The organism is Blastococcus sp. TML/C7B (genome assembly GCF_016612845.1).
Classification (GTDB): domain Bacteria; phylum Actinomycetota; class Actinomycetes; order Mycobacteriales; family Geodermatophilaceae; genus Blastococcus.
Genome location: NZ_JAEOAA010000001.1, coordinates 39883 through 55041 on the forward strand (window position 1 = coordinate 39883; position 15159 = coordinate 55041).

Genomic DNA, 15159 nt, shown 5'->3' on the forward strand with positions numbered 1-15159 from the left:
TCTGTCACCGCAGAGTTGTGACTGAGCAGGCTCAGAACCCGTAGAGATGCTGGCGTGCGTTGAAGGCAGTCGGTCCTCCCTCAAGAAGGTTCTCGGCGAGCGAACGAATTTTGGCGTCATCCAGTGAGCCAACACCCTGCTCCGCGGGCCACCCGTGTTGACCGTCCCCCTCCAGCGCCACGATAAGTTCGGCATCACCAAGCACCGGCACGTTGGCGTTGTGGGTGCTGGCGATGATCTGCCGCGCTCCCTTCAGCTCCCGCAGCTTCTGCACAATCCCGTCGTACACAAACCGGTTGTCCAGGTCATCTTCCGGCTGGTCGATTACGAGGGGGGCAGTCGATGCTCCTAGCAGCAGAAGCAGCAGCGCGGTTGCGCGCTGACCCTTCGACAGATCGTCAAGACTTCGATACTCGCGTAGCCCCGAGCCTGCTGCTATGTCGAGCCGGACGTCGACCGCCTGTCCGACACTCAGTTCTTCGAGCTCCCGGAGCAAGGGTTCCCCAGCAGCCAGGAGGTTGGCCGCCTGTGCGCCCTTGACGTTAAACTTCTGGTCAAGCTCCTCTCCGCTGACCCGGGCCGCTGCCACAAAGGCTCGCGGTGAGAAATTCTCCGAGTCAATCGCCGCCATTATCTGGGTGCGAGCTCCCTTGACTCCTCGCTCGACCACGGCCTTGATGTGCTTACGGTCAGGTGCCGCTACCGGCCGTACTATCACGACCCCCTTCGTGGCGGCGTTCGCCGACCTGATGGCCTCGTGGAGGTCGTCTAACCGCTTGGTCTCGTTGGTAGCCAGCTCCTCTAGAAGTTCGCCGCGCTGCCGCGACAGCTCGGAGAGCGTCCTGGCGATGCCCTCGCGCCGCTGCGCCTTGGCTTCGAGAGTGTCCAGCGCCTTTGTTGTGGCCAGGTACTTGTCGGGATCGTGGCCATCCTCAACTAGCTTGCGGAGGACCTCCGCATGGCCGGCCCGCTGAGATTCTGTCGAAAGCTTCCACTCCGCTTCGGCAGTTTCGATCGCCTGAACCGCCGCCTGCACAGCCACGTCGGCCGACGCCTGCAGTTCAGTGAGCTTCTCGCTCAGCGACTGGGTTGCGGCCGTCACCCTTTCCAAGACTGTCTTCTGCGGGGACTCGTCGATCGCGTCGATGGGCGCCGTTAGCGAATCCACCACCTGCTGGTCCGTGAGCGACTGGAGGACTGTACGCACATTGGCGACGCGCTCGGTCGCCTCCCTGAATACTCCCGAGTCGCGCTCGAGTCTCTGCAGTTCCGAGAGTCGAGTGGGCAAGTCCGTGGCGGTGTAGTGCGCTACATGTTCTTCCAGTCTCGGGATATCCGCGAGCTCTTCTTCCAAGTCATCCCGAGCCATCTCTGCCCGCTGCAGTTTTTCGCGGTTCGCTCGGAGTTGACCCACGATCCGATCGTGCTCTGCGTCTGGACCGGTAGCGCCCGAGAACCGCTCCAACATGCGGGCGACGCTCGCCTTGTCGTGCGCAAGCTCGGCCAACTCGTGTTGTCCGAATATTTCCACTGTGCCGATAACGTCGACCGGGCGAAGATTCGTGTGCGATCCGGCGGCGTCACGAACCACTGGAAGGTTCGGCACGGAACGCTCAATCGTGTACCGCCGCGGGACCGGCGAGGTCGTCTCGACTTCGAGCCTTACGGTCGTCCCGGAACGCAAGACGCCCGACACGATTGCCGTGTGGTCACGCTTGGCTTGCTCGCCCAGAGCATCCACGCCCAGCACATAGCGCAGGCTCTCGATTACTGTGGACTTGCCCGTCCCTCGTCCGCCGATCAATGCGGTCAAGTCGGGAGACAGCGGGACTGTGACGCCGTCGAGGAACCCGCCGACCCAGGAAATCTGACGGACCAAGGGGCGTGGAGTAGATCGCGGATCTTCAACCGCAATCCGTGTGGAGGGTGTCCGCACCGCGAGCTTGAGGTTCTCTAGGCGCGTTGAACTGACCTTGAACCAGGTCGCCGCGCCTCTGGAGCCGAGGGCGTTCGGGTGCGTGACGTCATCGGCGAAGACGACGGAGAGCGGGTGCACCCGGTCGTAGGGCTTGCGCCCGGCACAGACAGCTTCCTGGTCGGTCGCAGCTGACGAGTCCGGCGAGACCGCGATGGCGTGCAGATCGGGGTGGGTCACCATGTTGACGAGCGGAGGTCCCGAGCGGCCGGTCAGCATGCCGGCGTTCGCGACATTGACGTGCGCCGGGATGACCAGGGCACCCCTCTCGCCCATCTTCCGCAGGATGTCCGCGAAGGGCTCCCCTGCCGTGCCGTTAGCGCAACCAGGCGTGCCGCCGCAGACCCCGATTGCAGCGTTGATATCCGCGAAGTCGGTGCCCGCCTCAAAGATGACCAGGAGGTGGACGCCTTCCGCTGAGTTTGCTTCAAATCCCGGGAGCGCAACTATGTCGCGGGCTGTCGCGGCATCGATCAGTGATCGCGCAGTATCGACGCACCAGTGATCGGTTATGGCGATGAGTTCTATGCCTTCGGCAGTGCATCGGTCGAGTAGTGCGTCGTTGTACTCGTTCTCACTTCTGAAGGCGCTGGCCGGCGCCCCGCGTCCGTTGTAGGCGTAGGGATTCACTTGCAACGCGGCCCGTATCCACCGGGCGCCGGCGCTGTGACTTGTGGTCATCGCGTTTCTCCAAACCACAAGCGTGCCCCGCGCTGTGCTAGCTCTTCCTTCTTCCCGTCGTAGTCCGGCATGGCCCGCGCGAGGACCTGCCAGAAGGCCGGTCCGTGGTGCGGTTCTCGGAGGTGGGCCAGCTCGTGGACGAGGACGTAGTCCACCAGAGCCGGTGGGAGCTGGAAGGTCGCCCAATGCAGCCGCACACGTCCGTGAGCGGAGGCGCTCCCCCACTTGCGTCCGAGATCGGCCACCGAGATACCCTCCGGCTCGACCCGGAGCCGTTCGGCCCACGACCGGGTGCGTGGCTTGAGCCAGGCCTCCCCTCGCCGGCGGTACCACTCGATGATCGGCTCAGCGCCCGCGTCGGCTTTCGTCCGCGGAAGCACCAGGCCCCCGCGCTCCAGCCGCACAGTCGTCGCGTCGTCGGAGAGCTGCAGGCGGTGGCTGCGGCCCAAGTAGGAGAAGCCCTCTCCGTCCACCATCTCCTTGGTGATTGGCTCGTGTTGGAGGGCCTCCTTCTCCGAAAGCTTGCGGTAAATCCAGGCCCGCTTGGAGACCAGGAACCGCTCGAGCTCGTCGGGAGCCACGTCGCTGGGGGCTCGCAAGCTGAGCGAGCCGTCTGCCTCGACCGTGAGCCGAGCCTTGCGGCTGCTCCCGGCGGTCTCGACCGGGACCGGGATGCCATCGAGGTGAAGGACTAGCGCGTTCATGATGCCCTCCCGCCGCCGACGCGCTCGGCGATCAATGCCTGATTGGCCTTGGCCAGCTCCATCAGGCGGTCCGCGATCGCGGCCTGTCCCTCGAACGGGAACAGATCGCGGTCGTCGAGGGCGTGGATGAGTTCCTTGCGCAGGTCGTCTTGCGCATGCGGGTTGTGCCAGAAGCGCACGATGCCAGCGTGGTCGACGACCTCGACCACGATCCGCTCAGAGAGGTAGACAAGGTCGACTCGGACTTCGGCGGGCAAGTCGGCGCTGGTCGCGAGCTCGGTCTCCAGCAGGCCGTAGAAGCGAGCCACCAGCGGATCGTGGTGGACGGCCTCCTTATCGACCTCGTCAGTGGCGTCTTTGAGCAGCTCTTCCAGTGCGAGCGTGAGCTCATCCCACTTGCCCGTGAGCCCCTTGAGGATCTCGTCAAGCCGCTCGGAGAGCTTCGTGTAACGGGCCGGGTCCTCGTCAAAGTTCTTCCTGATGTGGAACCGCAGCGCGTGTTCCATCTCCGACGCCTTGGCCTTGGCTGACGTGAGGCCCTTGACCTTGGCGAGGAAGTCCGGATCGGTCACCGACACCGGAGGAATCTTGGTGGCGATGCCCAGGGCGGTGACGTGCTCATCGATGAGCGCGCGCACCTTCTCGCCGTAGAGGGATGGGTCGAAGTCGCCGAGCCCATCGTCGCGGTAGCGGCGGCGCGCCACCTTCTGGATGACCCCGAACCGCTTGGCGTCAAGCACGAAGGGCAGCGCCTCCGGCCGCGGGAGGACGGTGTCGAGGGTGCTGAGGAACTGCTTGAGCAGCACACCAAAGCGGGCACGCAGCGCCTCATCGGCGAGCACCGCGACGCACGCTTCGATGTCCTCGTCCGCATCGAAGGTCTCGATGCCTGCCTGGGCGAAGACGGCGACCACGCGGTGGTGCCGGTCCCGCAGCTTCGGCACTTCGTCCTTGATGGACGCCAACGCGCCGACCGCGTCTTCGGCGTCTTCCGGCGCGTACGCCTGCAGGGCCCGCTGCAGGTGGGCACCGACCCCGAAGTAGTCGACGAGGAGCCCGGCCTGCTTGCCGGGAGCAGTCCGATTGACGCGGGCGATGGCTTGCAGCAGTTCGGCGTCCTGGATGAAGCGGTCGAGATAGAGCGCCTGCTCGACCGGGGCGTCGAACCCGGTCAGCAGCATGGTCCGCACGATCAGGAAGGCAATGGGACTGGTCTGCTCCCCCGCCGGCCCGAGCGGGTTCTTGAAGTCGGCGATGACGGCGTCCTGGCGTGCCTTGTCCGTCCACTGCGCCCACGTCGGGTCGTCGTTGTGGCTGCCGGAGATCACCGGGATGAAGTCGAGGTCGCGGATGAGCGGGAGATAAGGCAGCGCCCGCACCAGCACCTGCGTGCGGCGGTCGAGCGCGTCGATATCCACGCTGCCGTCGGATGCTCCGGCCACGAGATGGTCGGGTAGCGCGCTGATCTGACCGACGAGGTCGTCACGGGCCGCGAGCAGTGCGGTGCGGTACCGCACGGTCGCCAGGCGGCTGGTCGCCGCGAGCTGGGCCTTGAAGCCGCCTGGCAGGACGGTGGAGACGTAGTGCCACAGCATGGATCGGGCCTTGGCGGCGATCAGCTTCCGCGCTTCCAGGACCGCGCCCGTCGTGGCGTACCGGGCCTTGAGCTTCTCCAGCTCGTCAGGTGTGTGCTCGTCGAACATGTCCTCGAACAGTTCATCGAGGTCGCTGCCGCCGGCCACGGCTCCCTTCGCCGTGCGGCCTTCGTAGAAGATCGGGACGACGGCGCCGTCGCTCTCGGCCTGACGGATCGTGTACTTGTCGATGAACTCGCCGAAGATCGCTGTGGTGCGCTTCTTGCCCTCGCGCATGATCGGCGTACCGGTGAAGCCGATCTTGGCGGCGTTGGGCAGCGCGGCCATGAGGTTGGCGTGCAGGGTCGAGGTCTGGGAACGGTGCGCCTCGTCGACCAGGATCACGATGGTCTCGTCGGTGTTCAGGACACCGAAAGACTCCTGCGACTCGTCGTCGGCGAGCTGGACGTCCGTGCCATCGGCCTGCCGGACGTCGGTGTCGCGGTACTTCTGGATCATCGCGAACACTAGGGCCGGCCCCTTGTCGGCCAGCACCTTGCGGAGCTTGCTTGCTTTCCGGGCGCGCTCGACGCCTTCGCCCGAGAGCTTCGCGGTTTCGGCGAGCTGCTTTTCCAGGTCGGTGCGGTCGGTGACGACCACGACCTTGAAGGCCCGCAGCACTGGATCCGAGCGCATCGCCCGGACGAGAAAGACCATGGTGAGCGATTTCCCGGAGCCCTGGGTGTGCCAGATCAGGCCGCCGCGGCGGTCGCTCTCGCCGTCCTGTTGCCGGGTCTTGCCCGTGCGCAGTCGCGGCAGCGCCCGGCCGACCGCGCGGTACTGCTGGTACCGCGCCACGATCTTGACGCGCTTGCCGCCGGCCTCCGTGAACAGCGTGAAGTGCCGAACGATGTCCAGCAAGTTCGCTGGGCTCAGCATGCCGGCGACCAGCAGCTCCTGACCCGACAACTGCGACACGGGCTTGCCAAGCGACTGGGCGAGATCGTCACGCGACATGGGGGCGCTGTCTCGCCACTCCAAATAGTGCTCGGCCCCTGCCGTGAAGGTGCCGACCCGCGCCCTGTCCCCGTACGTGGAAACGACGAACTGGTTGGTCCAGAAGAGTTGCTCGTTGCCCTCCGGCGCGCCCAAATCGCGCTGGTTGGCGTAGCGGCGGAGCTGGTTGATTCCCTCGGCCATCGGGTCAGTGACGTAGGGGCTCTTGCACTCGATCACGACCAGCGGGATGCCGTTGACGAAGAGCACCACGTCAGGGACGACGAACTTCTTGGCCTGGCCGCCGGGCTCGTCCACCCGGAACTGGTTGATGGCCAGAAAGTCGTTGTTGGCCGGCTCTTCGAAGTCGATGAACCTGATCCGCTGCGTTCGCCCCTGGTCCCAGTCGGGAAGCCCTGCCACAGACACGCCCTCAAGAAGGCGTTCAGTCATCCGCTCGTTGAGCTCGATGAGCTTGCCTACTTCAGACCGTGTCAGGGACGAGACGGCCTCGGAGAGCCGCGAGTCGTCGAGCCATGGAGAGCCGCCAGGGCCTGCGTTGATCTTGCGCAGGGCTGCGCGCAGCCGCTCCTCCAGCAGTGAGCCACGGAAGGAGTCGCGCCCGGTCACCGACGGATCTGACTTGGAGCCCTCGATGACCTCCCAGCCGAGACCTGCCAGTTGGTCCAGCAGGGGCTTCTCGACTTCCGTGTACTCGGAGCCCAGGCTCATGAGGTCACCCCGACTGGCACCCGAACACGTCCGGATAACAGGTCTGCAGCCAACCCCTGCTTGAGCAATTTGAGCGCGGCCAACTCATCGCGCGTGCGATCTAGATCGACATCGACCAGACGCATGCGGTGAGCTATTTCCTCCTGCTCCTCAAGCGGCGGGACGGTGATGTGCAGCTTGCGGAAATACGGCAGACCGATTGTCTGAATCGTACTACCAAGGGCAATCCCTTCAAATGCCCTCTTCATAAACTGTAGCCAGTAGTACAGGTAGACGTTGTTCAGTTCGCGCCCCGCCTGCCAAGCCACGAAGTGCTGACTAACGGCCATGCCTTCGGCAAGGATCGCACTCTTCCCCACTCCGGCATCTCGGCTCAGGATAACAGTTCCAACTGGGTGTAGCACTGCCGATGAGTTCGCAATTCCCGTGTGACTTATCTGTTTGTCGGTGTCTTCTATAAGAAATCGGTCCAGCTTGGAGGAGTCGGCAAGTGAGACCCATTTGATGCCACCGTTCCAGTATGATGGAACATTCTTATTGGGTGTGTGACCACTACCCCTCTTGGCGAATTGATCAAGCAAACCAACGCGCCACGCCTTGGGCCGTAAGCCGTAGACGCCGTCGACATATATCGCCGCGTCCTGGTGGGGCGACGGCCTCAGTCGCCCCGTGGACGCAACTCCGCGCGTCATCAGGTCCCTGAGGAGGCCTAGCCTGACGACAGACAGCTTCTCGATGATGCTCTGCAAGGAAGAGATCTCAGCATCGAGCGCATCCAGAACCGCCGCAATTCGCCGCTGAGCATCGCGAGGGGGAAGTGCAATCGGCACCTTCGTGAGCACTCCGGCCGAAAGGCCAGCGCGGCCGCCACCCATCGAGCGATTACGCAACTCCTCGTAGCGATGATCAAGATTGAAATACAGGAACCTCGCATCGAGGCGCTCGTCGATGGGTCGGAGCAGCGCCACCGACTGATTAGTGCTGACCGTAGCCTGCACCAATGCAGCTGTGCCCCGAGTCTTCCCTTGACCTGCGAGGGCGACCGCGACGGTAGGCGGACTGACAAGTCGAGCATTGCTCGACTCGAGTCCAAGTTTGGTGATGCGTCCCGGCACGTCGTCGATGATCTTCATGTGGACATCCCCTGAGGACATCCAGGGAATAGTTCCGCCCCAAAAGGCTGAGACTTCCGTACTTGGCGTCCCCCCGAGAATAATCTCAGTAAGCTCTCCAAGTTCACACTGAAGCCAGTCGCTCGGTGTCGAGTTGTCACTCATATCCAAGCTCTTTCAGAAATCCGGCAAGCGCCGTGGCGGCCGCGTCACGCTCGGCTTCAAGCGCCGACAGCGGCGTCCGGTACTTATCCCACCACGCCTGGAAGGCTAAGATCACCGCCCGGCGATGCCGGGCGACGCGGTCTTCGGCCTCTGCCAGCAGGTCGCTTTCCAGGCCGTCAAGGACGATCTGGCGCGCGGCGGTGTCATCGAGCGCCGCGCTGGCTGCTGCGAGACGGTCGGCGAAGGCGACCTTCTCCGACTTGAGTTGCTTCTTTACGGCCGTCAGCTTGCTCTTCAGCTTCTTTAGCTCGGTCGGCGAGAGGGCCTCCTCGGCTACTCCGTCTCCCTCTTCCTCGTCATCAGACGCAGTGGCCGCCTTGATCGTGCTGTTGAGTTCGGCCACCTCGGCTTCCAGAGCGGCGAGCCGGTCGAGGTACTCAGGGAGCAGGGCCTTGGCGGCCTTGTGGTCGAGCGGGTCGACCTTGGCCTTGTCCTCTTCGAGAGCATCGAGGACGGTGGTCACCCAGGCCTCGACAAGCCCCTTGTAGCCGAGGGTGGCGAGGGCCTTGAGGTCGGGCAGGCTTGTGCCCCACCAGGAGGCAACGATGCCGCTGACTGCGAAGTGGTCGAGAAGAGGCGTCGCCTGCAGGGCCGACCGGAAAGTTCCGATCAGTTCCTTACGGAGCGCAACAAGATCCGCGACAGTCTCCAGTTTGTCGAAGCGCGGCTCCTCGTACTTCCACCACCGTTCGATCGCCGTCTTCACAGCCGCCTCGGCAGCGACGACACCCGGGTCGCTTTCAACGAGGCGACGCAGGTCCCTCCGGTCAGCCACCACGTCGGCGTACTGCAGGTATCCCTCTGCCTTGGGGACGAGCAGGCGCTCCGGCTTCATGCCATGCGCGGCGAACAGGTCAGCCTTGGCCTGGACCTCCGCGATCGGGATGCCGCCGTGCAGATGTGCCCGGACGTCCTGCGGCTCAGGCTCGGGCGTGGTGTCGACATACCGACGGATGTTGAGGTTGTCGTCGTTATCAGCCAGCTCCTGGCGACTGACCACGCGAGCGAACCCGGGAACGTCCTCGAAGGCACGGAAGGCCGAGACGATCTTTTCGACGTGCTCGGGCTCAAGGTAGTTCTGGGCCCGGCCTTCGCGGTAGTCCCGGTCGGCGTTGATGAAAAGCACCTTGTCCTCGCGCTCGGCAGGCTTGGACCCGACGGGACGCAGCACCAGGATGCAGGCCGGGATGCCCGTGCCATAGAAGAGCTGCGGGCCGAGGCCGATCACCGCCTCGATCACGTCATGCTCGAGGAAGCCCGTGCGGATCTTGCCCTCGTCGCCGCCGCGGAAGAGCACACCATGCGGCATGACGGTGGTGACCATGCCGCCAGACCGCGTGACCGCCAGCATGTGCTGGACGAACATCAGGTCGGCCTTCTTGCCCTTCTCGGGCGTGTAGCCGTAGCGGAACCGCTCCGAAAACGGGATCCCCTCGGCGGAGTAGTTCATCGAGAACGGCGGGTTGGTGATCACACGGTCGAACCGCTGGAGCTCTCCCCCGCTGATGTGCGCTGGGTCCTCCAGGGTGCCGTCGTCGTTGTTGCGGAGATCGGCGTCCGGAATGCCGTGCAGAAGCATGTTCATCTTGGAGATGGCCCAGACGCTGCCGTCGCGCTCCTGGCCGGGCGAGGGCCAAGTTGCGCCCGTCGCCGCCGCTCTCCTCGACGTACTCCTTGGACAGGATCAGCATGCCGCCGGATCCAGTGCAGGGGTCGTAGACGCTCATGCCCTCGTGGGGATCGGCGATCTGAACCATGAGCCGCACGACGTCGCGGGGCGTGTAGAACTCGCCGCCCTTCTTGCCGGCCGAGTCCGCGAAGTCGCGGATCAGGTACTCGTAGGCGGCCCCGAGCAGGTCAGGGAACTCGAAGTCCTTCTGGCGCAGTGGAACCTTGTTGAAGTGCATGATCAGTTCACGCAGCTTCTTGTCCGACATCGACGACTGCCCGACCTTGCGGGTGAAGTCGATGTGCTGCAGAACGCCGTCCAGCGACCGGTTCTCATGCTCCAGCGCTTGAAGCGCCTTGTTGAGCTCGCTGCCGACACTGTGGTGTGCGTGGTCGCGGATCTGCTCCCAACGCGCGCGGACGGGGACGTAGAAGGTCTTGTAGAAGGACGGCGACTCGGCGCGCTGTTCAGCCTCAGCCTGTGATCGCCCGCGGGCCAGCTGCTCGGCGATCACCTGCTGCCGCTCATCCTCGAACTGATCTGAGGCGTACCTCAGGAACAGCATGCCGAAGATGTATTCCTTGTACGCGGAGGCCTCCATCGAGCCCCGCAGTACGTCGGCCGCAGCGAAGAGGTGCCGCTCCAGCTGCGGCAGCGTCAGCCGCGCCATCAGCGAGCGCTCCCCTGGGTGAGTCGCTCAGCCTGGAACAGACGGCGCCAGGCGCGTACACCCCTGGTCATCAACAGGGACCTGACCGACATCAGACTGCTCGCCCTCCCAGGTAGCCGACGGAGGCGCTGCCGGATCCTGGACGGTGCCGGCCGGGCTACGCGCAGCGACCCTATGCGCACCCGCGGACAAGACGGCAACGCAACGCTCGCCCATCGTCCGCAGCGAGACGCGTTGGCATCTAGGGCAAGCCCGTGCCCTAGTCAACCGACTGCTGCGTCTCCTCCAGCGCCAACGCTCCCTGCAATCACACCGCGATCACGACCGACACACGTCTTGCATTTCGGGCTCGGAGACTTGTGGTGCTGGTTGCCGCTGAAGTGGTGCGCCCGACCTGCCGTCAGGGCCCACAGCCGCACGGTGGCTTTCCTCCGGTAGGCATCGGCGTCGTCGGTGACGTCGGAACCGTCCTCCGTAGAGCAGGTGGCTACGGACGACGACAAGACGGGGGGATGCCGGCGACGAGCAAGCCGTCTCTGATGTCACCCCGACCGGCGCGCCACTGAGCGGCAGCACGCCAGGCTCAGGTCCTCGGCGGGCGATCTCAGGCGCCCGGTCACCGTCGCGCGATTTGCCGAGCGCCGGCGCACGCACCCTGTCACCCCTTCGTCGTCTGCTGGCATGACGGTCGCAGAGTCCTGGATGCATGAGGTGTGTCAGGTCGTGGTCTTCTCCGCCTGGGCAGTCGAGATGGCCGCGGAAAGCGCTCAGGCCAGGACGCGTGAACGTGGACGAGGGTTCACCGTGCGAAGAACCGCTGAGGGGTGACGGGGCGCCGTCGCTGCCGGGCTCCTGCCAAGGACCTGGTCGTGGCCGTTCATTTGGGCTTTGGTCACTTCCGTCGCTCACGGGCCAGCGAGGGTCGTAAGCGGCCTGCGACCGACGAATCGACTCGCTCCGTCGCCGTACTGGAGGAAGACCGGGGACGCGCCGGAGCAGATCAGGAGACCCAGCAAGCCGACGGACGTCGGGCCCTAGGTGACCAAGAGCTCGGACAACAGGAACTGGAGAAGAGCAGGAACTTTGCGCGGCACTGTCACCAACAGGCCGGGAATGGCGCCTTCTCCAGGTGGGCGTGCGGCGCCGGCCGCCGCCGGCGCACGAGGCCACGCGACGAGGAGGGCGAGATGAGCGACGCGCAGCGACCTCGACAACCGGTCTCCAGCGACCCGCTGCTCCTCACCCCCGAGGAGGCCGCCACGGTGCTCCGCCTCGGGCGCACGACGGTCTATGCGTTGATGAAGGCGGGCGACCTGCACCCCGTCCACATCGGCCGGAGCTGCCGTCTCTCCCGCAGCGAGCTCGAACGTTACGTTCGCGGCCTGGAAGCTCCCCGCACCGCTCCTCGCGCGCTGCGCCGGTCCGGGACCACCACGGACCAGCGCGGACTCTTCGAACTGGGCCCGACGTCACCCGATGCCGCGTGAGTCCACAACCGCTCCGCCGGTGTCGGATCGCTCGGCGAGACTGACACTCCGGCCCACGACCCAGGGGTGACCGATGGCAGGGCGCTCAGCGAACGGCGAGTCGACGATCTACCAGGACGCCGACGGGCGGTGGCACGGCTACGTCTCCGTCGGCTTCACCCTCACCGGCAAGCCAGACCGCCGGCACGTCACCGGCAAGACCCGGGCCGTGGTCGTCGCGAAAGTCCGCGACCTGGAGCGCAAGCGCGACGCCGGCACTCTCAGCGCCGTCTCCACCCCGACGCTCGCCGAGTGGCTCGAGCACTGGCTGACCACCATCGCCCCGCGCCGGGTGCGGCAACGGACGCTGGAGAGCTACGAGTCCGCCGTCCGCAAGCACCTGATCCCCGGACTCGGACGGCACCGCCTCGACCGGCTGCGCCCCGAGCACCTCGACCAGCTCTACACCGCGCTCCTCGACGCCGGCTACTCCCCCGCCACCGTGCTGCGCCATCACCGCATCCTGTCCCGAGCGCTCACCGTCGCCATGCAACGCGGCCACGTCGCCCGCAACGTGGCCGGCCTCGTCGATCCACCGGCCCAGAAGCAGAGCGACATCGCCACCGCCCTCGACCTCGATGAGGCCCGCGCCGTCCTGGGAGCCGCGGCTCGTGTGCGCAACTCCGCCCGCTGGACCGTCGCCCTCGCCCTCGGCCTGCGGCAGTCCGAGGCCTTGGCGCTGCAGTGGAAGGACATCGACCTGCTCACCGGCACGCTGACGGTCCGGCGCAGCATCCACCGCGTCCGCGGCGGCGGGCTGATCTACGAGGAGCCCAAGACCCGGCGCAGCCAGCGCACCTTGGCCCTCCCGGTCCCGCTGGCCGCCGACCTCCACCGGCACAAGGCGGCCCAGCTCGGCGAGCAGATGCTGGCCGGCTCCGAGTGGCACGACGAGGACCTGGTCTTCGCTCAGCCGAACGGCCGGCCGATCGACAAGAAGACCGACCACGACGACTGGACGCGGCTGCTCCAGGTGGCCGGCGTCCGGCACGTCCGGCTGCACGACGGCCGGCACACCGCCGCCACCCTGCTGCTGAGCGAGAACGTCCACCCGAGGGTGGTCATGGAGCTGCTCGGCCACAGCCAGATGCGCACCACGATGGACATCTACAGCCACGTCATGCCGGCCCTCGCCCGCGAGGCCGCCGACCGGATGGGCGCCCTGCTGCTGCCAGGTAAGGGTGGGCAAACTGCAACCACAACTGCAACCAGAGACGACTCAGGCCGTCCTCCAAATGGAGAACGGCCTGGTCATCGGGGTGGAGCTGAGGGGACTCGAACCCCTGACCCCCACACTGCCAGTGTGGTGCGCTACCAGCTGCGCCACAGCCCCGTACCGACCCGGAGTGGTGCGCCCGAGCCGGAGGTAACTGTACAGGGCTGGCGACGTGCCACCGCGCAGGGGTGGCGGCGCGGCACCGAGGAGCGGCGGTCGCCTGCCGACGGCTCAGGCGCCCTTCATCTGCGCGATCCGGATGTGGTTGCCGAACGGGTCGCGCAGGCCGAAGTCGATGCCGTACGGCTGGTCGACCGGCTCCTCGGTGATCTCCACGCCCTTGGCCTTGAGCTCGGCGTGGGTCCGGTAGGCGTCGTCGCAGGCGAAGAAGAGGTGCCCGCCGGCCACGCCCTTGCTGATCGCGGCCCGCACCTCGGCCGCGGTCTCCTCGCTCATCGAGGGCGGCCCGGGCTTCTCCAGCAGGACCGCGCGGTCGGGCGCACCCGGGAGGACGACGGTCAGCCAGCGCATCGGGCCGAAGTCCATGTCGGCCTGGACCTCGAAGCCGAGCTTGCCGACGTAGAAGTCGAGCGCCTGGTCCTGGTCGGGGACGTAGATCTGGGTGATGGTGTCGAGGTGAGCATGCCGCGAACGCTAGGGCGGCTCACCGGCCCGGGGCTTCTCCGAAACTGCTCGGTCGCAGCCAGGCCATGGCGAAGCACGAGGGCACCGGCGGCAGCGGCCCGCGGCGCCGGTAGACCGAGGGCGACTCCCCCACGACGTCCCGGAACACCCGGCTGAACGTGCCCAGGCTGGAGAAGCCCACCGCCATGCAGATGTCGGTGACGGTGTCCTCGGTGGAGCGCAGCAGGAACATCGCCCGCTCTACCCGCCGCCGCTGCAGGTAGCGGTTGGGCGTCTCGCCGAAGGTCGCACGGAAGGTCCGGATGAAGTGCGCCTCGGAGACGTACGCGATCCGGGCGAGCGTCGGGACGTCGAGCGGCTCCGCGTAGCGCCGGTCCATGGCGTCCCGCGCCCGCAGCAACCTGCGGTTGGACTCCTCCGCGCGATGCGCCGGCCCACCGCTCACCACATCGGCCGGTTCAGACCTCCGCATCCACGTCCACGCCGCGCTCGCGGAGCCAGACCATCGGATCGACTCGCCGTCCGTCGATGCCCCCCTCGTGCACCTCGAAGTGCAGGTGCGGGCCGGTCGACTGGCCGCGGCTGCCGACGAGGGCGATCGTCTGTCCCGCGTCCACGTACTGCCCTGCCTCCACGAGGATCTTCTCCATGTGCCCGTAGACGGTCACGTCGCCGTTGTCGTGCAGGATGTAGACAGCCAGGCCGAAGCCACTCGCCGCGCCCGCCTTGAGGACGACTCCGTCGGCTGCCGCGTACTCCGGGGTGAGCATCGGAGCAGCAAGGTCCAGGCCCCTGTGGGTCGTTCCCCATCGCGGACCGAAGCTGCTCGTCAGCCTCGCCCCCTCGATGGGGAAAACCGCCTTCGGCCGGGCAGCCTCCGCGGCAGCCGCCTCGGCCTCCGCCGCTGCCGCCTCGGCCTCCGCCGCCGCCTCGGCGCGGGCCGCCCGCGAGGCGGCGACCTCCTGCAGCCGGGCCTGTGCCTCCGCGACGGACACCGACGCCTGGGGCAGCACCTCGAGCTGCTCCTCCGCGCCGAGCAGCTGCTGCTGGGCGGCGAGCACCGACGTGCTCTCCCCGGAAGCCCCCGCGGGGCCGGTGAACCCCAGCGCGGCGACGACGCCGCCGGCGAGCACCGCGCCGAGCAGCAGGCCGGGCCGGCGCGGCGGGCGGGCGGCACGGCGCGAGTGCCGGGCCGCGGAGCGCCGGACGGGGTTCGGGTCGACCGCGACCAGGAGCTCGGTCGGGGTGTCGGAACCGATCCGTGCGCGCATTCAGGAGCCCATCCGTGCGAGGAGTGGCCAGAGGAAGTGGCCGCGCACATCGAAACATTCCGTGACGAGTTCGTGACCAGCCGTTCGGCGTGCCGCCCACGACACGCCGCGTGACCCGCCCCACACGTCACATGCGTCCCACGCGGGAATCACGGCGTTGTCA

The 15159-nt window shown here is 66.5% G+C and carries 9 protein-coding genes, 1 tRNA gene and 2 pseudogenes; 2 read left to right on the forward strand and 10 right to left on the reverse strand.

What is annotated here, in order from left to right; translation table 11 throughout:
* Nucleotides 1-31 precede the first annotated feature (31 nt).
* The 6 genes and pseudogenes from JKP76_RS00195 to JKP76_RS23705 all read right to left on the reverse strand — a co-directional run.
* Nucleotides 32-2656 (reverse strand): TrlF family AAA-like ATPase, encoded by a 2625-nt coding sequence (locus JKP76_RS00195; RefSeq protein ID WP_200489072.1) that lies wholly within the window; start codon nucleotides 2654-2656, stop codon nucleotides 32-34.
* Nucleotides 2653-3360 (reverse strand): M48 family metallopeptidase, encoded by a 708-nt coding sequence (locus JKP76_RS00200; RefSeq protein ID WP_200489073.1) that lies wholly within the window; start codon nucleotides 3358-3360, stop codon nucleotides 2653-2655. Before JKP76_RS00200 ends, JKP76_RS00195 begins: the two co-directional genes overlap by 4 nt.
* Nucleotides 3357-6662 (reverse strand): type I restriction endonuclease subunit R, encoded by a 3306-nt coding sequence (locus JKP76_RS00205; protein ID WP_200489074.1) that lies wholly within the window; start codon nucleotides 6660-6662, stop codon nucleotides 3357-3359. Before JKP76_RS00205 ends, JKP76_RS00200 begins: the two co-directional genes overlap by 4 nt.
* Nucleotides 6659-7939, reverse strand: a complete 1281-nt coding sequence (locus tag JKP76_RS00210; protein WP_200489075.1) for a restriction endonuclease subunit S — start codon at nucleotides 7937-7939, stop codon at nucleotides 6659-6661. The genes JKP76_RS00205 and JKP76_RS00210 overlap by 4 nt, the downstream gene beginning before the upstream one ends.
* A complete protein-coding gene (locus JKP76_RS19810) occupies nucleotides 7932-9584 on the reverse strand; it encodes an N-6 DNA methylase (RefSeq protein ID WP_255522488.1) in 1653 nt (550 codons plus the stop codon). The genes JKP76_RS00210 and JKP76_RS19810 overlap by 8 nt, the downstream gene beginning before the upstream one ends.
* A 112-nt stretch (nucleotides 9585-9696) precedes the next feature.
* A pseudogene (locus tag JKP76_RS23705) lies at nucleotides 9697-10338 on the reverse strand (type I restriction-modification system subunit M N-terminal domain-containing protein); the annotation flags it as partial.
* Nucleotides 10339-11525: 1187 nt separating this feature from the next.
* Here JKP76_RS23705 and JKP76_RS00220 point away from each other — a divergent pair.
* Together JKP76_RS00220 and xerC are read left to right on the forward strand one after the other, a co-directional pair.
* On the forward strand, nucleotides 11526-11825 hold the full coding sequence (locus JKP76_RS00220; protein ID WP_200489077.1) for a helix-turn-helix domain-containing protein: 300 nt from the start codon (nucleotides 11526-11528) through the stop codon (nucleotides 11823-11825).
* Between the two features lie 73 nt (nucleotides 11826-11898).
* A pseudogene (xerC, locus tag JKP76_RS23710) lies at nucleotides 11899-12924 on the forward strand (tyrosine recombinase XerC); the annotation flags it as partial.
* Nucleotides 12925-13124: 200 nt separating this feature from the next.
* Here the strand turns inward: xerC and JKP76_RS00235 are convergent.
* The 4 genes from JKP76_RS00235 to JKP76_RS00250 all read right to left on the reverse strand — a co-directional run bounded on the left by JKP76_RS00235 (nucleotide 13125) and on the right by JKP76_RS00250 (nucleotide 14996).
* Nucleotides 13125-13197, reverse strand: a tRNA-Ala gene (locus tag JKP76_RS00235).
* A 114-nt stretch (nucleotides 13198-13311) separates the two neighbouring features.
* A complete protein-coding gene (locus JKP76_RS00240; protein WP_200491191.1) occupies nucleotides 13312-13707 on the reverse strand; it encodes a VOC family protein in 396 nt (131 codons plus the stop codon).
* A 37-nt stretch (nucleotides 13708-13744) separates the two neighbouring features.
* Nucleotides 13745-14125 (reverse strand): helix-turn-helix domain-containing protein, encoded by a 381-nt coding sequence (locus JKP76_RS00245; protein ID WP_242471127.1) that lies wholly within the window; start codon nucleotides 14123-14125, stop codon nucleotides 13745-13747.
* A gap of 58 nt (nucleotides 14126-14183) precedes the next feature.
* Nucleotides 14184-14996, reverse strand: coding sequence for a M23 family metallopeptidase (locus tag JKP76_RS00250; protein ID WP_200489079.1), 813 nt, complete (start codon nucleotides 14994-14996; stop codon nucleotides 14184-14186).
* Nucleotides 14997-15159 lie beyond the last annotated feature (163 nt).

What these genes read in the sequence shown, in the direction of transcription:
- JKP76_RS00195 (WP_200489072.1), bottom strand. Translation starts at nt 2,656, where the DNA reads ATGACCACAAGTCACAGCGCCGGCGCCCGGTGGATACGGGCCGCGTTG.
- JKP76_RS00220 (WP_200489077.1), top strand. Translation starts at nt 11,526, where the DNA reads ATGAGCGACGCGCAGCGACCTCGACAACCGGTCTCCAGCGACCCGCTG.
- JKP76_RS00250 (WP_200489079.1), bottom strand. Translation starts at nt 14,996, where the DNA reads ATGCGCGCACGGATCGGTTCCGACACCCCGACCGAGCTCCTGGTCGCG.
- JKP76_RS00205 (WP_200489074.1), bottom strand. Translation starts at nt 6,662, where the DNA reads ATGAGCCTGGGCTCCGAGTACACGGAAGTCGAGAAGCCCCTGCTGGAC.
- JKP76_RS19810 (WP_255522488.1), bottom strand. Translation starts at nt 9,584, where the DNA reads ATGAACATGCTTCTGCACGGCATTCCGGACGCCGATCTCCGCAACAAC.
- JKP76_RS00200 (WP_200489073.1), bottom strand. Translation starts at nt 3,360, where the DNA reads ATGAACGCGCTAGTCCTTCACCTCGATGGCATCCCGGTCCCGGTCGAG.
- JKP76_RS00210 (WP_200489075.1), bottom strand. Translation starts at nt 7,939, where the DNA reads ATGAGTGACAACTCGACACCGAGCGACTGGCTTCAGTGTGAACTTGGA.